15 protein-coding genes are annotated in these 17,148 nt (G+C 54.8%); 11 read left to right on the top strand and 4 right to left on the bottom strand.

The annotated features are described in order from the left end of the window. The first annotated feature begins 20 nt into the window (after window positions 1–20). The 7 genes from ACN9MQ_RS11970 (at window position 21) to ACN9MQ_RS11940 (ending at window position 7,954) form a co-directional block, all read left to right on the top strand. On the top strand, window positions 21–1,073 hold the full coding sequence (locus ACN9MQ_RS11970) for a zinc-dependent alcohol dehydrogenase (protein ID WP_284942444.1): 1,053 nt from the start codon (window positions 21–23) through the stop codon (window positions 1,071–1,073). 16 nt (window positions 1,074–1,089) lie between these two features. After that, a complete protein-coding gene (locus tag ACN9MQ_RS11965; RefSeq protein WP_426021033.1) occupies window positions 1,090–1,878 on the top strand; it encodes a sugar phosphate isomerase/epimerase family protein in 789 nt (262 codons plus the stop codon). Window positions 1,879–1,889: 11 nt separating this feature from the next. Then, complete coding sequence (locus tag ACN9MQ_RS11960; RefSeq protein ID WP_154820319.1) at window positions 1,890–2,948, top strand: Gfo/Idh/MocA family protein; 1,059 nt, start codon at window positions 1,890–1,892, stop codon at window positions 2,946–2,948. Next, window positions 2,942–5,221, top strand: a complete 2,280-nt coding sequence (locus tag ACN9MQ_RS11955) for a glycoside hydrolase family 65 protein (RefSeq protein ID WP_426021034.1) — start codon at window positions 2,942–2,944, stop codon at window positions 5,219–5,221. The genes ACN9MQ_RS11960 and ACN9MQ_RS11955 overlap by 7 nt, the downstream gene beginning before the upstream one ends. Continuing rightward, window positions 5,211–5,888 (top strand): beta-phosphoglucomutase, encoded by a 678-nt coding sequence (gene pgmB / locus ACN9MQ_RS11950; protein WP_426021035.1) that lies wholly within the window; start codon window positions 5,211–5,213, stop codon window positions 5,886–5,888. Before ACN9MQ_RS11955 ends, pgmB begins: the two co-directional genes overlap by 11 nt. 2 nt (window positions 5,889–5,890) lie before the next feature. Then, a complete protein-coding gene (locus ACN9MQ_RS11945) occupies window positions 5,891–6,973 on the top strand; it encodes an ABC transporter ATP-binding protein (RefSeq protein WP_032669771.1) in 1,083 nt (360 codons plus the stop codon). Window positions 6,974–7,039: 66 nt separating this feature from the next. Next, window positions 7,040–7,954 (top strand): OmpG family monomeric porin, encoded by a 915-nt coding sequence (locus ACN9MQ_RS11940; protein ID WP_025204021.1) that lies wholly within the window; start codon window positions 7,040–7,042, stop codon window positions 7,952–7,954. A 34-nt stretch (window positions 7,955–7,988) separates the two neighbouring features. Here the strand turns inward: ACN9MQ_RS11940 and ACN9MQ_RS11935 are convergent, their stop codons facing one another. Then, entirely contained in the window at window positions 7,989–8,999 is a 1,011-nt protein-coding gene (locus ACN9MQ_RS11935) for a LacI family DNA-binding transcriptional regulator (RefSeq protein ID WP_025204022.1), read from the bottom strand. Between the two features lie 155 nt (window positions 9,000–9,154). On the opposite strand from ACN9MQ_RS11935, the gene ACN9MQ_RS11930 reads away from it, so the two are divergent. The 3 genes from ACN9MQ_RS11930 to tyrR all read left to right on the top strand — a co-directional run bounded on the left by ACN9MQ_RS11930 (window position 9,155) and on the right by tyrR (window position 13,256). Next, on the top strand, window positions 9,155–10,552 hold the full coding sequence (locus ACN9MQ_RS11930) for a YcjX family protein (protein WP_049021890.1): 1,398 nt from the start codon (window positions 9,155–9,157) through the stop codon (window positions 10,550–10,552). Next, window positions 10,549–11,601: a YcjF family protein gene (locus tag ACN9MQ_RS11925; protein WP_138614097.1), complete on the top strand. Its 1,053-nt coding sequence runs from the start codon at window positions 10,549–10,551 to the stop codon at window positions 11,599–11,601. Before ACN9MQ_RS11930 ends, ACN9MQ_RS11925 begins: the two co-directional genes overlap by 4 nt. A 113-nt stretch (window positions 11,602–11,714) precedes the next feature. Further along, window positions 11,715–13,256 carry a transcriptional regulator TyrR gene (gene tyrR / locus ACN9MQ_RS11920; protein ID WP_014170325.1) on the top strand — a complete coding sequence of 514 codons (1,542 nt, stop codon included), beginning with the start codon at window positions 11,715–11,717 and terminating at the stop codon, window positions 13,254–13,256. Window positions 13,257–13,292: 36 nt separating this feature from the next. Here the strand turns inward: tyrR and ACN9MQ_RS11915 are convergent, their stop codons facing one another. After that, window positions 13,293–14,501, bottom strand: a complete 1,209-nt coding sequence (locus ACN9MQ_RS11915) for an aldose 1-epimerase family protein (RefSeq protein ID WP_426021036.1) — start codon at window positions 14,499–14,501, stop codon at window positions 13,293–13,295. A gap of 332 nt (window positions 14,502–14,833) precedes the next feature. Then, on the bottom strand, window positions 14,834–15,340 hold the full coding sequence (gene tpx / locus ACN9MQ_RS11910) for a thiol peroxidase (RefSeq protein WP_020882472.1): 507 nt from the start codon (window positions 15,338–15,340) through the stop codon (window positions 14,834–14,836). A 107-nt stretch (window positions 15,341–15,447) separates the two neighbouring features. Between tpx and ycjG the strand changes: the two genes are divergently transcribed. Continuing rightward, window positions 15,448–16,413 (top strand): L-Ala-D/L-Glu epimerase, encoded by a 966-nt coding sequence (gene ycjG, locus ACN9MQ_RS11905; protein ID WP_126488165.1) that lies wholly within the window; start codon window positions 15,448–15,450, stop codon window positions 16,411–16,413. Here the strand turns inward: ycjG and mpaA are convergent. Further along, window positions 16,404–17,117, bottom strand: coding sequence for a murein tripeptide amidase MpaA (mpaA, locus tag ACN9MQ_RS11900; protein WP_020882474.1), 714 nt, complete (start codon window positions 17,115–17,117; stop codon window positions 16,404–16,406). The genes ycjG and mpaA overlap by 10 nt on opposite strands. Between the last annotated feature and the right edge of the window lie 31 nt (window positions 17,118–17,148).

Below are 17,148 nucleotides of genomic sequence, written 5' to 3'. Positions count from 1 at the left end.
GTTTTAACTAGGAGTCAGTCATGAAAAAGTTAGTTGCGACAGCGCCTCGTGTAGCGGCGCTGGTGGAATATGAAGATCGTCCTGTTGCCGTCCATGAAGTGAAAATTCGTGCGCGCTTCGGCGCGCCAAAACACGGCACCGAAGTGGTAGATTTCCGTGCGGCAAGTCCCTTCATTGATGAGGAGTTTAACGCGGAGTGGCAAATGTTTACCCCGCGTGAAGAGGGCGCGGCGCGGGGCATTGAGTTTGGTAAGTTCCAGCTGGGCAACATGATTGTTGGCGACATTATCGAATGCGGCGATGACGTGACGGAGTACCAGACGGGCGACCGTGTCTGTTGCTATGGGCCGCTGCAGGAGACGGTCATCGTGAATGCCGTTAATAACTACAAGCTGCGCAAAATGCCGCAAGGGTCTTCCTGGAAAAATGCCGTCTGTTACGACCCTGCGCAGTTCGCCATGAGCGGCGTGCGTGATGCTAACGTGCGGGTAGGGGATTTTGTCGTTGTGGTCGGACTGGGTGCCATTGGGCAGATTGCGATTCAGCTGGCGAAAAAAGCCGGTGCATCCATCGTCATCGGTGTCGATCCTATCGAACATCGCTGCGAAATTGCCCGCCGTCACGGGGCCGATTACTGCCTCAATCCGTTTGGCACCGATATCGGTCTGGAGATTAAAAAACTGACCGGAAAGCAGGGCGCTGACGTGATTATCGAAACCAGCGGTTTTGCCGATGCATTGCAGTCTGCGCTGCGCGGGCTCGCCTACGGTGGAACGATCTCCTACGTGGCTTTCGCGAAACCGTTCGCAGAAGGGTTCAATCTGGGGCGTGAAGCCCACTTCAATAACGCGAAAATCGTTTTCTCGCGCGCCTGCAGCGAACCCAACCCGGATTACCCGCGCTGGAGCCGCAAGCGTATTGAAGAGACCTGCTGGGAACTGCTGATGAACGGTTATCTGAACTGCGAAGATCTGATTGACCCGGTTGTCACCTTTACCACCAGCGCTGAGAGCTACATGAAGTATGTCGATCAGCATCCGGAACTGAGCATCAAGATGGGCGTCACTTTTTAAGCTAAGGAGAGCATCAATGAAAATCGCAACGCAAAACCAGGCCTTTTTCCCGATTTCTATTCTGGAGAAATTCCAGTACATCAAAGCGATGGGTTTTGATGGCTTTGAAATTGACGGCAAACTGCTGGTGGATAATCTCGATGAAGTGAAAGCCGCAATCACCGCCACGGGCCTGCCGGTGACCACCGCCTGTGGGGGATATGACGGCTGGATTGGTGACTTCATTGAAGAACGTCGTCTGAACGGATTAAAACAGATCGAACGCATCCTGGAAGCGCTGGCTGAAGTGGGTGGAAAGGGGATTATTGTGCCCGCCGCCTGGGGAATGTTTACCTTCCGTTTGCCGCCGATGACCTCTCCACGCAGCCTGGCGGGTGACCGCGAAGCGGTGAGTGCTTCGCTGCGTTGGCTGGATGAAGTGGCGGCGCGTACCGGGACCACCGTTTACCTTGAGCCGCTCAACCGCTACCAGGATCACATGATCAACACGCTCGCGGATGCGCGTCGCTATATCGAAGAAAACGCGCTCAGACATGTGCAGATCATCGGCGACTTTTACCACATGAATATCGAAGAAGATTCGCTAACAGAGGCGCTGCATCGCAACCGGGATCTGCTGGGTCATGTGCATATCGCCGATAACCATCGCTATCAGCCTGGCAGCGGGACGCTGGATTTTGCCACGTTGTTCGGGCAGCTTCGTGCGGACAACTATCAGGGCTACGTGGTGTATGAGTGCCGTGTCCGCGCCGACGATCCGGCCCAGGCTTACCAGGATTCACTCACGTATCTGCGTGAATGCTAAGGATGACGAGCGTGATGAGTGCTTCAACACCTTCGCTTCTGCGCGTCGCCATTATTGGCGCCGGGCAGGTCGCGGACAAAGTGCATGCCTCGTATTACGCCACACGCAGTGATGTTCAAATGGTCGCTGTCATGGACAGCGGCCTTGAACAGGCACAGGCGTTTGCGGAACGTCATGCAATTCCTTCGGTCTGGCAGAATGCATCTGAAATGCTGCAGGCGGCAAAACCTGATGTGGTCAGCGTCTGCTCCCCAAACCGGTTCCATTTTGAACATGTCATGGCGGCACTGGAGGCCGGATGTCATGTGATGTGCGAAAAACCGCCTGCCATGACGCCGCAACAGGCTGACCAGATGCGCAGGGCGGCCCGTAAAGCGGGAAAAGTGCTGGCGTATGATTTTCACCATCGGTTTGCGCTCGACACGCAGCTGCTACGTGACGCTGTCACAAACGGGGCGTTAGGTGAGATCTACTTTACGTCGGCGCAGGCGCTGCGTCGTTGCGGCGTGCCGGGCTGGGGCGTCTTTACGAACAAATCGCTACAGGGTGGCGGACCGCTTATCGATATCGGTATTCATATGCTGGATGCCGCGATGTATGTGCTGGGTTTCCCGGCGGTAAAAAGGGTGACCGCCCACAGCTTCCAGAAGCTGGGGAACCGTAAAAACAGTGGACAGTTTGGCGAGTGGGATCCCGCCCGGTTTACCGTTGAAGATGCTTTGTTTGGCACAATTGAATTCTGCAATGGCGGCGTTCTGCGCCTGGATACCTCGTTTGCGCTGAATATCCGCGAGCAGTCGATCATGAATGTTTCATTCTGTGGCGAAAAGGCGGGGGCCACGCTCTTCCCGGCTCACATTTACCACGATGAGGCGGGCGTTTTACAGACCCTCATGCAGCGTGATGAGGCAGACGACCAGCGTCACCTGCGCAGCATGGAGGCGTTTGTACGCCATGTGCTGGGAGAGCCGGTTATGATCGCAGATGCGGAACAGGGGCTGGTTATCCAGCAACTTGTTGCCGCGCTTTATGAATCGGCGGATACAGGGGAAAGCGTGACGTTATGCTGAATGTGTCTGTTTTAACCGAACCGGGCTTCTCTCCCCACAGTCTGAATAAATACGCCTCCATCATGGCTTGCGGCAATGGCTACATGGGCATTCGCGCGGCACACGAAGAGGATTACACCCAGCAAACCAGAGGCATGTATCTCGCCGGGCTTTACCATCGCGCAGGTCGCAATGAGACCACGGAGTTAATCAATCTGCCGGATATTACCGGTATTGAGGTTGAACTGGATGGTGTGAATTTTACCCTGCTTTCCGGGGCGCTTCTTGAGTGGCAGCGCGAGCTGGCGTTTGCCAATGGTGAACTGCGTCGCAGCGTGCTCTGGCGCTCGCCCGACGGGAAACGCTATCGCCTGGAGAGCCGTCGTTTCGTTTCTCTCGCTCAGCTGCCGTTAGTGGCAATGCAACTCGCCATCACTCCCCTTGATGGGCCCTCGCAGGTGGTGTTGAAAACCGGAATTGATGCGACGCAAACCAACAGCGGCAGGCAGCATCTGGATGAGATTTCAGTCCGGGTATTCGACCAGAACTGTATGCAGGGCGTGTATGAAACGCAGGACCGGGTCTCTGACGTCGTTATATCCGCGTTCTGCCGGCTTTCAGCGGGTAGCGAAAGCTGCTTTACCGCTAAAAATCGTCGCATCAGTGCGCATTACGACCTGAACGTTTCGCAGGGTGACACTGTCACGCTTGAAAAGATCGTCTGGGTCGCCCACCGCAGTGACAAAGCCCTTTCGCAGTCGTCGTTTGCGCGTAACGCACTGGCCGAACTCAAGGTGTGCGCAGCGCGAGGCTACGCATCGTTGCTGGAGAGCTCTGCCTGCGCCTGGGAAGACGTCTGGCGAGATGCGCGGGTGGCGGTAACGTCTGCGGAACCGCAGGATCAGCTCGCGCTGGATTATACCGTCTGGCATCTGACCGCCATGACGCCTGCCGACAATGAGCGCTGCAGTATCGCCGCGAAAGGATTGACCGGCGAAGGGTATAAAGGCCACGTCTTCTGGGATACCGAAATTTTCCTGCTGCCTTTCCATCTCTTTACGCGTCCGCAGGTCGCCCGCAGTCTGCTGCGTTATCGCTGGCTCAACCTGGCCGGGGCTCGTGAAAAAGCGCGTCGCAACGGCTGGCCTGGCGCACTTTTCCCCTGGGAGAGTGCCGCGAGCGGTCAGGAGGAAACGCCGGAATATGCGGCAATCAACATCCGCACGGGCACGCGCCAGAAAGTGGCCTCTGCGCTGGCAGAACATCACATTGTGGCGGACATTGCCTGGGCTGTCGTGGCCTACTGGCAGGCGACACATGATGACGCTTTTATGCGTAACGAAGGGCTGACGCTACTGATAGAGACGGCAACGTTCTGGATGGGGCGGGCGACGGAAGTCAATGGTCGCCTGGAAATCCACGATGTGATCGGGCCGGATGAGTACACGGAGCACGTCAATAACAATGCCTACACCAACTATCTGGCCTGGCACAATGTCGCCTGTGCGCGCCAGTTTATGGCGATGTTCAATCGTGAAGATGATGGCTTCATGGAGAATGCCAGCCGGTTTATGTCCCGTTTGTGGTTACCGCAAGCCAACGCAGAAGGGGTCCTTCCTCAGGATGATACCTTCATGGCGAAACCGGCTATCGATCTGAGCCGCTATAAGGCGAAAGCGGGTAAACAGACCATTCTGCTCGATTACTCCCGCGCGGAAGTGAACGAGATGCAGATCCTTAAACAGGCCGACGTGGTGATGCTCAACTACCTGCTGCCGGAACGGTTTACCCCACAGCAGTGTGCTGCCAACCTGGCGTACTACGAGCCGCGTACCATACACGACTCTTCGCTGAGCAAAGCGATTCACGGAATTGTTGCTGCCCGGTGTGGCGATACGGAAAGGGCCTACGCCTTCTGGCGCGAGGGTATCGCCATCGATCTGGGCGACGATCCGCACAGCTGCGATGACGGGATTCATGCTGCCGCCACCGGGGCTATCTGGTCCGGCGTTATTCAGGGATTTGCCGGCATGCAGATCGTCCAGGGGGAATTGCATCTTGCCCCGAAGCTGCCTGCCCACTGGCGAAAACTGGCTTTCCCGCTGCGATGGAGAAACGCGCGCATGCACTTCACGTTTGAAAATGATGTTTTAACGATTGAAACCACTGCACCGGTGACCTTAACGCTGTGGGGTAAAACCCTGTGCATAACGGATCGGCAGGTCTGCTCTTTCAGGGATTTTTTTACATCTCTTGGTGGGACCGCTACCACAGGAGCACATCATGAAGCCTGAGGCCGTTGTCTTCGATCTTGATGGTGTGATCACCGATACCGCGCATCTGCATTTTCTGGCCTGGCGTGCCGTGGCGCAGGAAATTGGCATCTCGCTCGACGTGGCGTTCAACGACGAGCTGAAAGGCATAAGCCGTATGGAATCACTGCAGCGGATCTTGCGCCATGGCGGAAAAGAGGGGGAGTTTAACGACCAGCAGCGGCAGGCGCTCGCGGATAAAAAGAACGCGCGCTACGTCGGGTCTCTGGCGTCGTTGACGCAGGATTCTCTGCTTCCGGGTATCCGCGAGGTGCTGGCGGAAATTCGTGCGGCGAACGTCAAAATCGGGCTGGCCTCAGTGTCCCTTAACGCCCCCGGTATTTTGCAGGCGCTGGGCATTGAGAGGGCCTTTGATTTCTGCGCCGATGCCTCGCGCATTGCCCGCTCAAAACCGGACCCGGAGATCTTTCTTGCGGCCTGCGCCGGGCTGAACGTGCGCCCCGAGCAGGCTATCGGAATAGAAGATGCTGCAGCCGGTATTGAGGCAATCAACGCGGCGGGAATGCTCTCGGTCGGGATTGGGCCTGGCCTGAACCATGCGGGATTACAACTTCATTCAACGCAGGAACTGACCTGGAAATGCCTGACGGATTTCTGGGCATCCCGAACGGTAATGATAAGGAATTAAAAATGGCTCAACTGTCTCTGAAACATATTCAGAAAATCTACGATAACCAGGTCCATGTGGTTAAGGATTTTAACCTCGAAATTGAGGACAAGGAGTTTATCGTCTTTGTGGGTCCCTCGGGGTGCGGTAAATCGACGACGCTTCGCATGATTGCCGGGCTGGAGGAGATCTCCGCCGGTGAGCTGGTGATTGACGGTGTCTGCATGAACGATGTGCCCGCCAAGTCCCGCGACATTGCGATGGTTTTCCAGAACTATGCGCTTTATCCGCATATGACGGTTTACGACAACATGGCGTTTGGCCTGAAGATGCAAAAAATTGCCCCCGCGGTCATTGAAGAGCGCGTGAACTGGGCGGCACAAATCCTGGGGTTGCGTGATTACCTCACGCGTAAACCTGGCGCATTGTCGGGTGGCCAACGTCAGCGCGTGGCGTTAGGACGGGCGATTGTGCGCGAAGCTGGCGTATTTCTAATGGATGAACCGCTTTCTAACCTCGACGCCAAGCTGCGTGTGCAAATGCGCGCTGAAATCAGCAAGCTGCACCAGAAGCTCAACACCACAATGATTTACGTGACCCACGATCAGACGGAAGCGATGACGATGGCGACCCGCATTGTGATCCTCAAGGATGGCGTTATTCAGCAGGTGGGGGCACCTAAGCAGGTCTACAACGAACCGGCGAATATGTTTGTGGCGGGCTTCATCGGATCACCGGCAATGAATTTTATTCGGGGCGCGATAGACGATCGCTATTTCGTGACGGAAACGCTGCGTCTGGAGATACCTGAAGACACGCTGGCGGCGGTGAATGCCGCCGGATATCAGCGTAAAGCCGTGGTCTTTGGGATCCGGCCGGAAGATATTCTGACGCTGCAAAGCCGTGGGGATGATATTGCGGCAAAAGTCAGCGTGGCCGAACTAACCGGGGCTGAGTTCATGCTCTATGCCACCGTGGGCGGGCATGAGCTGGTTGTTCGTGCAGGAGCGGTAAATGATTATGCGGCGGGGGATAATATCGGCATCCAGTTCGATATGAATAAATGTCATTTCTTCGACGCTGATACTGAAGTGGCTATTAGATAAGAAAGGCGTTCGCCGGAAATGCAAATTTCCGGTTTTTTTTGAGTTAATTATAAAGGGAACATTTAAATGAGTACTCTACTAAGAAGTGCTGCGCTCGTTCTGTGCGCAGGGGTTAGCTGCGCGCATGCAACGGAATCAGCAAAACACTGGGAATTTAATATCGGTGCCATGTATGAAATTGAAAACGTCGAAGGTCAGGGCGACGATAAAGATGGATTATATGAACCCTCTGTATGGTTTAATGCCACGTGGGATGCCTGGACTCTTTCGCTGGCAATGTATCAGGAAGGACCGGTTGATTACAGCAGCATGACCCGTGGGACCTATTTTGACCGTCCGGAATTTGAATTACGCTATCGCTTTATTGGCACCGATGATTTTACACTCGGGTTGACCGGCGGTTTCCGTAATTACGGTTATCACTTTAAAGATGAACACGGTGCCAAAGACGGTAGCGCAAATATGCAGCGTTACAAAATTCAGCCGGACTGGGATATTAAATTGTCCGACGACTGGCGTTTTGGTGGCTGGTTTGCCATGTATCAGTTTGCAAATGACCTGGAAAAAACCGGTTATGCCGACAGCCGTGTAGAAACGGAAACGGGTTTTACCTGGACCATTAATGAAACCTTCTCTGCTAAAGTGAACTATTATCTTGAGCGCGGTTTCAATATGGACAGTTCACGTAATAACGGCGAATTTTCAACGCAGGAAATTCGCGCGTATCTGCCTGTTTCATTAGGCCAGACGACGCTCACGCCATATACCCGTCTGGGGCTGGATCGCTGGTCGAACTGGGACTGGCAGGACGATCCCGATCGTGAAGGACACGATTTCAACCGACTGGGTTTATTGTACGCGTATGACTTCAACAATGGATTATCCATGACGCTGGAATACGCCTACGAATGGGAAAACCATGACGAAGGCGACAGCGACCGTTTCCACTACGCGGGTGTTGGCGTTAATTACGCGTTCTGACAGACCGGATGCCAGGGGCTTTCAGCCCCTGGTTTTAGCGAAGAGAGGGCGCTAACGTAAAGCGGGTATCGACAAGCACTTTTTGTGGCGCAGGCTGACCGGCGATACGCCTGAAAAGAAGATTGCAGCTCTCTTCACCCAGCTTGCGGGTTGGGATATCAAAGCCCCCGGGTGCTGGCGTTAAAATGAGAGAGAGCATCGGGTCACTGTATCCTGCAATCACAACCTGCTCGGGGATCCTCAGATCCAGAGTATCCGCCGCGCGATAAAGGCTGAGTAACTTCATGCTGTCGGTGGCAAATACCGCATCAGGTGGCGTGGCCGAGGAGAGCAATTCTGTGGCCGCGGCAAGCGCGCTTTCATGGGTATATCCGCCGTCGATGATCCACGCCGGGTTAATGGTGATGCCGTGTTTTTCCAGGCTGGATTTATAACCGGCAAGACGATCAATCGAAACATGATAATTGAGCGGCGCATGCAGACAGGCAATGTTACGTCGGCCATTTTTAATAAAGGTTTCTGTTAGCGTGGCGCTGTCGTGAAAATTATCCGTGTCGACCGAGTAAATATTCTGAAAATCACCTTCGACTTTCCCGATGACGACCACCGGTACGCCATAAGCATCCAGCGTTGTGAAAAAGGATTCATTTGCCGGTGAGCTCAGCATGATGATCCCTTTAATCATTTTTTGTTTTATTTTACTTTCGCATTTCAGCAGATCGTCTTCACTGCTTTTCGAGGTTTGCAAAATAACGTCAAAACCTTCCTCTTCAGCTTTGGCTGTAATGGCATGCAGAACATCAGAGAAAAACGGGTTGCCGGCGGTGGTTTTCGTCGAGCGTGTCGAAATAACCATAATGGCGTCGAAGCCAGAAGAGGTCAGGGCGCGGGCGAGTTTATTGGGTTGATAATTTAATTCGTCAATCGCCTTCAACACTTTTTCACGCGCTTCAGGAGAAATATTCGTTTGTTTATTCAGAACGCGGGAGACGGTTGATTTCGAAACGCCGGCAACCCGTGCGATATCATAGATGGTGGGTGACATACACCTTACTCACTCCTGACTAACAGCAATGTCGTTCATCTTACTGGAGAGAAAACGGCAATAGCAATAAATAAGAATTGATAATCAACGATCTGCCCCCATTTATTGTATTCTGAAGCAATGTATTTGAGGCTTCCGGGCAATGAAGGACGGCGATGAAGCGACTTAAGAACGAACTCAATTCACTGGTGAACCGTGGCGTTGACCGTCATCTGCGTCTGGCGGTGACGGGGCTGAGCCGCAGCGGCAAGACGGCGTTTATCACCGCGATGGTGAACCAGCTGCTTAACCTGCACAGTGGGGCGCGGCTGCCGCTGCTGAGCGCCGTGCGGGAAGAGCGCCTGCTGGGGGTTAAACGTGTGCCTCAGCGCGATTTTGGCATTCCCCGCTTTACCTATGATGAAGGGCTGGCTCAGCTTTATGGTGAACCGCCCACCTGGCCGACGCCGACGCGCGGGGTGAGTGAAATTCGCCTTGCGCTGCGTTTTCGCTCTAATGAATCCCTGATGCGCCACTTCAAAGATACCTCCACCCTGTATCTGGAAATTGTGGATTACCCCGGTGAGTGGTTGCTCGATTTACCTATGCTGGCACAGGATTATCTCAGCTGGTCACGGCAGATGACGGGGCTGTTGCAGGGCAACCGCGCCGAGTGGTCGACGAAATGGCGAAAACTGTGCGAAGGCCTGGATCCGCTGGCCCCTGCCGATGAAAACCGGCTGGCGGCAATTGCCGAGGCCTGGACGGAGTACCTGCATCAGTGTAAGCAGGAAGGGCTGCATTTCATCCAGCCGGGCCGTTTTGTTCTGCCGGGAGATTTGGCGGGCGCACCTGCGCTGCAGTTTTTCCCGTGGCCGGACGTGGATGGCATCGGGGAGTCAAAACTGGCCCAGGCGGACAAACACACTAACGCCGGAATGCTGCGCGAGCGTTACAATTACTACTGTGAAAAGGTGGTGAAAGGTTTTTATAAAAACCACTTTTTGCGTTTTGACCGTCAGATTGTGCTGGTGGATTGCCTGCAACCGCTGAACAGCGGGCCGCAGGCCTTCAACGATATGCGCCTGGCGCTGACACAGTTAATGCAAAGTTTTCACTACGGGCAGCGCACGCTGTTTCGCCGTCTCTTCTCACCCGTTATCGACAAGCTGCTGTTTGCGGCCACAAAAGCCGATCACGTGACGGTCGATCAGCATGCCAATATGGTGTCGCTGCTGCAGCAACTGGTGCAGGACGCCTGGCAGAATGCCGCGTTCGAAGGGATCAGCATGGATTGCCTTGGACTGGCTTCCGTACAGGCGACACAGAGTGGGTTGATTGACCTTAATGGCGAGAAAATACCGGCATTGCGCGGGAATCGTCTCAGCGACGGCGAACCGCTTACTGTCTATCCGGGCGAAGTGCCCGCCCGCCTTCCGGGGCCGGCCTTCTGGCAGAACCAGGGCTTCCAGTTTGAAGCCTTCCGCCCGCAGGCCATGACGGTCGATCAGCCGTTACCGCATATCCGTCTGGATGCGGCGCTGGAGTTTTTGATTGGAGATAAATTGCGATGACGGAACCGTTAAAACCGCGCATTGATTTTACCGGAACGCTTGAGCAAGAGCACCCGGAGGCGTTTAAAACCGCGCAGACGTTTAATGGCCCGCAGGCAGATAATTTTGCCCCGGCGCTGACCGAAGAGCTGCTTGTTGAAGAGGGGCCGGCTGAAGCGGTCGTGGAAGCCGCGCTACGCCCAAAACGCAGCCTGTGGCGAAAGATGGTGACTGCCGGGCTGGCATTGTTTGGCGTCAGCGTGGTTGGGCAAGGCGTCCAGTGGGCGGCCAACGCCTGGCAAACCCAGGACTGGGTCGCGTTGGGCGGCTGCGCTGCCGGTGCTCTGATTGTGGGGGCGGGTGTCGGGTCTGTTGCGACCGAGTGGCGTCGCCTGTGGCGCCTGCGACAGCGCGCCCATGAGCGTGATGAAGCGCGGGATTTGCTCCACAGTCACGGAACCGGCAAAGGCCGCGCGTTTTGTGAAAAGCTGGCCAGTCAGGCGGGTATTGACCAGTCACACCCGGCGCTTCAGCGCTGGTATGCCGCTATCCATGAAACCCAGAACGATCGTGAAGTGGTGACGTTGTATTCCCACATGGTGCAGCCGGTGCTGGATGCCCAGGCGCGGCGCGAAATCAGCCGCTCTGCTGCGGAATCAACCCTGATGATTGCTGTCAGCCCGCTGGCGCTGGTGGATATGGCGTTTATCGCCTGGCGTAACCTGCGTCTGATTAACCGGATTGCTGCTTTATACGGCATTGAGTTGGGGTACTACAGCCGCCTTCGCTTGTTCCGTCTGGTATTGCTCAACATCGCCTTTGCCGGAGCAAGTGAGCTCGTGCGGGAAGTGGGGATGGACTGGATGTCGCAGGATCTGGCGGCGCGTCTCTCTGCCCGTGCCGCGCAGGGTATTGGTGCCGGTTTGTTGACCGCCCGTCTGGGCATCAAAGCGATGGAAGTGTGCCGTCCACTGCCATGGATTGATGGCGATAAGCCGCGATTGGGGGATTTCCGACGTGAGTTAATCGGTCAGCTCAAAGAGACGCTCAATAAAAAACCGGTTCAGTAGCCGGTTTGGTCATTAATCGTGCTGGCTGTCAATATTTGTTGACAGCCATCTTCCCGATCACCGTGTTCTGACATATCATTTTAATGTTATTGGCTTAAAACGGTGAATTTCCCATGCGTCTTGAAGTCTTCTGTGAAGACCGTCTCGGTCTGACCCGCGAATTACTCGATCTTCTTGTTTTACGTAGCATTGATTTACGTGGCATTGAGATCGATCCTGTCGGGCGAATTTACCTCAATTTTGCCGAAATTGAATTTAATACGTTCAGTAGCCTGATGGCAGAAATACGCCGTATCGCTGGCGTTACGGATGTACGCACCATCCCCTGGATGCCGTCGGAGCGTGAGCATCTGGCATTGAGCGCATTGCTTGAAGCCATGCCAGAGCCTTTCCTCTCCCTGGATTTAAAAAGTAAGGTTGAGCGTGTTAACCATGCCAGCTGCCAGCTGTTCGCGCAGAGTCAGGAAAAACTCAGCAACCACAACGCAGCACAGTTGATTCCCGGCTTTAACTTCCAGCGCTGGCTGGACAGCAATCCGCAGAACACCCACAGCGAGCATGTGGTTATCCACGGACAGAATTTCTTAATGGAGATAACGCCGGTCTATCTGAAAGGCGAGGCCGACACGCGCGTTCTGACCGGCGCCGTGATCATGCTGCGTTCTACCGTGCGCATGGGCCGTCAGCTGCAAAATATCTCCAGTCAGGATGTGGGGGCATTCAGCCAGATTATTGCCGTCAGCCCGAAAATGCGGCATGTGGTGGACCAGGCGCGCAAACTCGCGAGTCTGACCGCGCCACTGCTGATTACCGGCGATACCGGTACCGGGAAGGACCTGCTGGCGCATGCTGTGCATCTGGCCAGCCCGCGAGCGGCAAAACCGTATCTGGCCCTGAACTGCGCCTCGATTCCGGAAGATGCCGTCGAAAGCGAATTATTTGGTCACGCGCCGGAAGGTAAAAAAGGGTTCTTCGAGCAGGCTAACGGCGGTTCCGTGCTGCTGGACGAGATTGGTGAAATGTCGCCACGCATGCAGGCCAAGCTGCTGCGCTTCCTCAATGATGGCACGTTCCGCCGCGTAGGCGAGGATCACGAAGTTCATGTGGATGTGCGTGTGATTTGTGCGACGCAGAAAAACCTGGTCGAACTGGTGCAAAAAGGGGTATTCCGCGAGGATCTCTACTACCGCCTGAATGTCCTGACCCTGAATATCCCACCGCTGCGCGATTGCCCGCAGGATATCATGCCGCTGACCGAACTCTTTGTGGCGCGCTTTGCCGACGAGCAGGGGGTACCGCGTCCGAAGCTTTCAGCCGATCTCGGCACGGTGCTCATGCGCTACGGCTGGCCGGGCAACATTCGCCAGCTCAAGAACGCCGTTTACCGCGCGCTGACGCAGCTGGAAGGTTATGAACTGCGTCCGCAGGATATTCTGTTACCGGATTACGATGCCGGGACGGTGTCAGTAGGTGAAGAGGCGATGGAAGGTTCGCTGGATGACATTACCAGCCGTTTTGAGCGCTCCGTGCTGACGCAACTGTATCGTAGCTATCCAAGCACCCGTAAGCTGGCAAAACGCCTTGGCGTTTCACACACCGCGATTGCCAATAAGTTGCGAGAGTATGGTTTGAATCAGAAGAAGGGTGACGAATAACGGTAAAAAGCCTCTGTAAAGAGGCTTTTTTTTTACTCATTCTTTTGCGATAGGGGTGCTATTAATGTCGACCTTTGTCTCTCCCTGAATCGATGCAATTCGGTTCTCCACGTCTTTCACCTGTTGCGGGTTATGGAGCAGGGTATAGGTCAGATCAAACTGTGTGCTGGCTCCCGGTTGCAATTGCTTAACGCGTTTTTGTTCGCGCTCAATGGTGACCGGGTAGGCGTAGCTGGTACCCGGCTCAATACCGGTCACATAACCTTGCTTCAGGGTGTCGGTGTTTTTCCATAAGGTCAGCACCGGCAACTGGCGGGTATCAAACTGAATGGACGCCCCTTTATCACCGGCTTTATTCACCACGGCCGCGAGGGTTTCGTGGTTGTTATCCGCAAGCGGTTTGAGGTTAAACACCATCTCATCGAAGCCTTTCGTTGGCCCGGCATAGGTCTGCCAGTCGTTGACACCGGCTTTCGCGTAGTCATTGAATGGACTGACGCTCGCGACCGGGGCAAGGAAGCGCGCGCCTTCTTCGAGGATCGGGGTACCAAAGTTGCTGTGGTAGATGATTTGATAATCATGCGGGTAATCAGCATGGTTTGTCAGAACATCATGCAAACTGAACTGGTTGGTTCCTGGGACGTAACGCAGTTCGGTCATGGTCTGCAAATCTGCTTTTTTGAACGTGCTCTCTTTGATCAAACCGCGAATTCGAATTTCATGGGGGGCGGCGTCAGCCACCTCAACTTCAACCTGCGATACAGGCGTATTGCCCGCCTTGCCGTGAAGCGTATAGATTTGGCCGTCAGCCGTGACCGGGTGGCCCGTCCACTCATAGCCACAGCGCACCATCATCTCGTTGAAACCTTCCAGCCAGCCAAGCCCGTTGCGACTTTCCAGATTAATATATGCCGGGTTCACGACCTCTTTTACCGGGGAATCCCAGCCCATTCTGGTGCCGAAGCCTTCCACACGGAGCAGGTTCATGCCGCGAGAGGGGCTTAAGGTAATTGTCAGGCCACTTTTACTGCTGATAACAAGGATTTTGCTGCCTTCCTGTTTGCCACCGTGCAACACTTTTTGTTCAATGCTGAACGCCTGATCTTTTACCTTCAGCTCATCGCTCGTTATTTTCCAGTTTCCTTTCTCCACGCCGCTTTCAGCGCTTGTCAGCACCCAGGTTTTCGCCGCAGCATGACCCGAAATCAAAGCCGCAAGGAGCGTAATAGCCAGTTTAATTTTCATATCCTTTCCTTTTTGCTGAAACGATTATTTGCTTTCGTCAGCAAATCTAATGTTTTGACCTGAAGGGAAATGTGATGTGCTTCACTGGGGAAGAAAATATGAATATTTAAGGTCTAATGTGCGAATAAGATCGCAATTAAGTTAACTTCAATACAATTAATTGCACAGTAAATGTGAACAGCGAAGGGTTTAGCTTTAACGATTCAGCTTAAAGGGAATAAAAAACCCCGCCAGTGCGAGGTTTGTCATGTGTCGTCTTCCAGAGCCTGCAAAGAGAAATAAACCCTGTTATTTCATTAGATTGCTAAGCTATATAGAATGCTAAGCATTCATTATGCTTTCAACACGTCCAGCGCGGCAGTGTAATCCGGCTCGGTGGTGATTTCGTTAACCAGTTCGCTGAACACGACGTTGTCATTTTCATCGATAACCAGTACAGCGCGCGCTGCCAGGCCTTTCAGTGGGCCTTCCGCGATGCTCACGCCGTAGTTTTCCAGGAAATCCGGGCTGCGCAGGGTGGAGAGGGTAATGACGTTGCTCAGGCCTTCAGCACCGCAGAAACGGGACTGGGCGAACGGCAGATCGGCAGAAATACACAGCACAACGGTGTTGTCCATTTCCGTCGCCAGCTGGTTGAATTTGCGCACGGATGCAGCACAGACGCCGGTGTCGATGCTTGGGAAAATGTTCAGGACTTTGCGTTTGCCAGCAAACTGAGACAGTGTGACGTCAGACAGATCTTTAGCCACCAGAGTAAAAGCCTGTGCTTTGCTGCCAGCCTGTGGAATGGAACCTGCAACAGTAACCGGGTTGCCCTGGAAATGAACGAGTTGTGACATAGATATCTTCCTGTTTACATATAGTTAACGTCGTGGCTAGTGTATGCCATCAGCGGATAACACGGCAAACCAATTTTTTCGCCTTTCCGGGCCGCAAGGAGTCAGTGATGAGAAGCGTTAAGGTCTATGAAGAAGCCTGGCCATTGCATACCCCGTTTGTGATCTCCCGCGGCAGTCGAAGCGAAGCCAGTGTGGTCGTGGTGGAGATAGAAGAGGACGGCATTAAGGGCGTCGGCGAATGCACGCCGTACCCGCGCTATGGCGAAAGTCTGGCGTCGGTGATGGCACTTATCGTGACGCTCGTTCCCGATCTGGAAAAAGGGCTCACCCGCGAGGCGCTACAGCAGCGTATACCCGCTGGCGCGGCGCGTAATGCGATTGACTGCGCACTCTGGAGCCTGGAGGCTGCCAAACAGCAAACCTCGCTGACGACGCTGCTAGGCGTCACGTTGCCGACATCGGTTGTCACGGCGCAAACGGTGGTGATTGGCGAGCCTGAACACATGGCCGCCAGCGCAAAAGCACTCTTTGATGCGGGGGCGACGCTGTTAAAGGTGAAGCTTGACGATCGTCTGATCAGCGAGCGTATGGTCGCTATCCGCTCGGCAGTCCCGACAGCCACGTTAATTGTGGATGCGAATGAGTCATGGCATCCCGAAGGCCTTGCCGCACGATGTCAGCTGCTGGCCGACCTGGGCGTAGCCATGCTGGAACAGCCTCTGCCGGCACAGGATGATGCGGCGCTGAAGAATTTTATCCACCCGCTGCCCATCTGCGCGGATGAAAGCTGCCATACGCGCGATAGCCTGGTTGAACTGCAGGGCCGTTACGAGATGGTCAATATCAAACTCGACAAGACCGGTGGGCTGACAGAGGCGCTGGCGCTGGCAGAACAGGCGCAAGCTCAGGGGTTTTCAATCATGCTGGGATGTATGCTGTGTACATCCCGGGCGATCAACGCGGCGCTGCCGCTGGTAAATCATGTCAGTTTTGCCGATCTTGATGGCCCGACATGGCTGGCGGTTGACGTTTCACCGGCACTCACGTTTACCAGCGGCGTCCTTCATTTTTGAGGCTGCCAGCGCAGAAGCTCCACCATGGCCTTTAAATATTTTTCGCTGGCTTCGTCTGACGATATCGGCGGGAATTCCGCGGTGATGCAAGGTAATCCCAGGTCGGCACACCAGCTGCCGAATGAGCCAGGGGTTTCATAGCCCACGCTGGAGACAAGCGGCAGGGCGAAAGCATTCGCCAGCCATTCGCCCAGCTCGGTGTGCCGCGGATCTTCGATGCAGGCCAGCGGATCGTGAAAGGTGACAACCCAGGCCGGGTGGATCTTATGGATTAACTGGCACAGCGCCTGTGTTTCCGGCTCCGAGCCCGGCGTGTCGCCGGTCAGCAAGACAACGTCACGCTCTTCGGCGGAGCTGTTCCAGCGATAAACCGTTTCACCGGCGCGCCAGTTTGCTGCAGGGAAATTACGGTTTAAATCGATGCCCCGCGCATTGGCGCGTAACCCAAGCTGACACCCATCCGGGTTGACGGCCAGAATCACGTGATGACGTCGTAAGCTGGGCGTCAACGTGCGCAGCGCGCACGAGAGCGTGACGACAGACGAGTTCTCGTCGCCGTGCGTGCCGGCAATGATTAAGCCGCTGTTGCGATCGGCATCGGGGGCCGGAAACCAAATCAGCGATGCGCCTAAAAATGAACGGCCATACTGCTCTGCACCTGGCGGGAAGGCGCCGCGTTCCGCTCTGGGTCGGGTGATTGCCATAGGAAATCCTGATAAAGAAGTCTCTACTGGC

This window comes from Enterobacter sp. R-25, assembly GCF_049913205.1.
Classification (GTDB): Bacteria; Pseudomonadota; Gammaproteobacteria; order Enterobacterales; family Enterobacteriaceae; genus Enterobacter; species Enterobacter ludwigii.
Note: the sequence above shows the minus strand (reverse complement) of the source record. Positions and strands in the feature narration are given on the sequence as shown.